Below are 3641 nucleotides of genomic sequence, written 5' to 3'. Positions count from 1 at the left end.
GTTGAGTGGTTTTGAGTCAAAACCGGTCAGGAACATATTTACCACGAGCAAAATATCGATTTCTTTTTTACGTACCCGATTGGCAATGTCACGATAGTAAGCGTAGAACTCATCGCCTGAGTTGTAGTTCTGGCCAAATTTGGCATTGTATTCAGCAATGTACTGATCGAGTTTATCCCGATTGGATTGGCTGATCCGGGTCGGGAGATCCGCAGACTCTTCTTCAATTAAACCACTGTGATCTTCGACCTTGATTTCTTCATTGGCTGCAAAGGAAAAAATCGTTGCAATGGTCAATGGCGTATAAATCCCACCTTGTTCTTCGGCTTGCTGCTGTTTTTCCTGCTGTACTTTTTTGAACAGTTCGTAGTACTGGGTCAGGACTTCAACGGAACTGACACAGAACATCGCGGTGAAGGTTTTATTTTTGGTTTTGATGTGGTGATTATCCAGGATATAGCGGGTAATCATTTCGAGACGGGCAGGGTTATCAAACAGCTCTTTGGTATCAATCCCTTCAACATCTTCTTCATAGCTGTCGCTATTTTCGATGCCATTGCTGGTGTATTTGCCCAGATAGGCAATCTGGAAGGGTAGGACATTACCATCACGAATCGCATCGGTAATCACGTACTTATGCAGGCATTCGTCAAACAGGGCATTGGTGGTGACTGCTTGTGAGTCAATTTTCAGTTGGCTATTTTTCTCAAAAATAGGCGTTCCGGTAAAACCAAATATTTGCGCCTGATTAAAGAAGCGTTTGATATTGCGATGGGTATCACCAAATTGGCTACGGTGACATTCATCAAAAATGATCACGACTTTTTTGTCTTTGAGATAGCGAATCTGATCACTATAACGGTCAGAACTAATGGCAATATTGAGCTTTTGTAAGGTGGTGACAATCAGTTTGTCATGCTTCTGGCCCAATTGAGTGACCAGGGTGCCAGTATTCTTGGTGGTATCAACACTGTCTTTCTTGAAGGCATTGAACTCACGTACCGTTTGGGTATCGAGATCACTACGATCCACCACGAAGAGAACCTTTTCCACTTCAGGCAAGCGCATGATGAGTTGACTGGCTTTGAAGGAGGTGAGGGTTTTTCCTGAGCCTGTGGTGTGCCAGATATAGCCATTTTGCGCTGAGTGTTGCACACGTTGAATAATCTGCTGCACCGCATAGATTTGGTAGGGACGCAGCACCATCAAACGCTTTTCAACTTCCAGGATCACCATGTATTCAGTCAGCATTTGGGTAATGTGCTGATGTTTTAAAAAGGCTTCGGTAAAGGTCTCGATTTTATGGATGTGCTTGTTGTCAAAATCTGCCCAGGGGAAGGTAAATTCGAAATTGCTGGTGCCGGTTGAATAGTAATGGGTGTGGTCACGATTACTGATTACGAACAGCTGGATGTAATTAAACAGGCCTGCTCCGCTACTGTAAGCGACTTTGGCATAGCGTTGGGTCTGGTTAAAGGCTTCAGGAAGCTCTACCCCTGCGCGTTTTAGCTCGATTTGCACCAAAGGTAGACCATTGATCAGCAAAGTGACATCAAAGCGACTGGTGTGGCCATTACTGGCACTGTGATCGATGGCGATCTGATTGGTCACTTGGTAGATGTTTTTCTGAGGATCGGCAAATAAAAAATCAATGTGGCGTGTAGAACCATCATCAAAACTCACAGGAAAGCGATTACGCAGCACTTTGGCACAGTTAAAGCTGTTGCCTGCCTTGAGATGATTGAGGACTTGTGCCCATTCATTTGCAGAGAAAGAAGTGATGTCATTGGCGCGTTCAACTTGAATTTTTAGATTGCTCAGCAGCTGATTTTCATCTTTGATATCAACCTGGTGATAGCCCAGATTTTTGAGCTGTTCAATGAGTTCATTTTCAAGTTGAGCTTCGCTTTGTACGGACATCTCTTTCTCTAATTTTTTATTGAATTACGGTGATCTAAGTGAAATCCATCTGATTGAAGCTTGAAACATACTGTGATGTTTTACCCTCAAAATCTTCAGATCAGATGGATGAATTGACGTTTTCAGTATTTAAACAAACATTTGCTGTAAAAGCCCTTTTTTCCAAAGCTTGGCTTGTTCTAGCTGCTCTGAAATAACATCAATTTTTTGGTCAATGCTTGATAGGAAATTAGCGATTTTGGTTTGTTCTGCTAGGGCAGGTAATTTAATAGGCATATTTTGAAACATGGGTAATCTCAAAGATTTAACAGTTGATCCAACAGCTACACTTTGAAAGTATTGATGATTATATTGCATAGAAAAATATAGGAATTTGGCTAGTACATTTTTGAATTGCATTACTGCATATGCCCTTTGATGAAGGTCAAATTTTCCCATGAAATATTTTGGTTTAAATGAAGATCCTTCTCCAGGAATGATAAGTGCTTCACAATCAAATAGGTACTTTGTACTTGTTCTAATATCTTCAGATCTATCAAAAAATGTATATTCACCGCTTAATTCAGTACTATCTTCCCGATTTGAACTACCTGTAGTTGTAAAAGCAATATCTCCTAATATTTTATTTTCCCAATCCTCAAACTCATTGCCATCATCGGCTTTAAAACGAATCTGCTGACTAAACAGCTTTTGCATCATGCCTTGTTTGTATTGGCTAAGTAGCTGATGTTTTTGCGAAAGCTGACTAATCTTTTCATCTACGGCAGAAAGAAAAGTGGCTATTTTGGTTTGTTCTGCTTTTGATGGATAAGATATTGAAATTGAATTTAATAATTTTACAGTTAATTGAGGCTGAGCACTGCCAAAAACATTTTTCTCAAGCCATTTTTCAAATAAATCAGATTTTAAAAATTGATTTAAATAAATTGGCTCTACATCAATTTCACTACGAGCTATCACCATCCCAGAATTTATTCTTATATTTTCAAATGGGATACTTTCATCAAAGTAAGCAATGTTACCAACCGTACCTCTTGTAGTGATTACAAGATCGTTCTTTTGTAATTTTCCTTTTCTTAGTAAGGCTTCTTTTTCTTTATTAATAAATTGAGTGTTTTCAAATTTGAAACCTGATTTAGTTACATTTCCCGCATTTAGAAACAGGCAATATTCATTATCATAAAAATCATCGGACTTAGGGTAATTATTGCCACGATCTCCATCTATAATCTGTATTGATGCTTCTTGAAACGTAGAAACGTTATAATCTTCACTAAATTCTTTAAAGCGTAACTTAGGTGCAGTCATTACTTCACCTCCGCAAATGGTGAATCAATGCCAAGTTCTGTGCAGAATTCAGCAATCACTTTGTCTGTATTTTGGCTTTGTTGATCAAGTTCTTTGAGTTGCTGCGCAATGGCATTCAGATCAATTTCATCTTCAGCTTCAAAGGTATCCACATAGCGAGGAATATTGAGGTTGTAGTCGTTATCTTTGACTTCTTGCAAGGTGGCGACATGAGCATATTTTTCAATGTCTTGGCGGTTTTCATAGGCCGCAATGATGTTTTCAATATGCTCAGGCAACAGCTTGTTTTGCGTTTTCTGCTTTTCAAACTCGTTGCTGGCATCAATGAATAAAATATCGCCTGTGTTTTTACGATCTTTCTTCAGTACCAAAATACACGTTGGAATAGACGTACCGTAGAAAATATTGGCAGG

General features: G+C 39.3%; 3 protein-coding genes. All 3 read right to left on the bottom strand.

The features are described 5' to 3' along the window. On the bottom strand, window positions 1–1920 hold a 1920-nt coding region (locus F947_RS13780; RefSeq protein WP_004977063.1), incomplete at its 3' end, for a type I restriction endonuclease subunit R. Window positions 1921–2049: 129 nt separating this feature from the next. Beyond that, window positions 2050–3228 (bottom strand): restriction endonuclease subunit S, encoded by a 1179-nt coding sequence (locus F947_RS15020; protein ID WP_004977062.1) that lies wholly within the window; start codon window positions 3226–3228, stop codon window positions 2050–2052. Then, window positions 3228–3641 (bottom strand): N-6 DNA methylase (locus F947_RS13770; protein ID WP_004977060.1); only part of this gene is annotated, 414 nt, incomplete at its 5' end. The genes F947_RS13770 and F947_RS15020, both read right to left, overlap by 1 nt.

Origin of the sequence: Acinetobacter towneri DSM 14962 = CIP 107472, from assembly GCF_000368785.1 — a bacterium.
GTDB lineage: Bacteria > Pseudomonadota > Gammaproteobacteria > Pseudomonadales > Moraxellaceae > Acinetobacter > Acinetobacter towneri.
This window is presented reverse-complemented; position numbering and strand designations above follow the sequence as displayed.

Coding starts and splice junctions, on each gene's coding strand:
- F947_RS15020 (WP_004977062.1), bottom strand. CDS start 3,228: ATGACTGCACCTAAGTTACGCTTTAAAGAATTTAGTGAAGATTATAAC.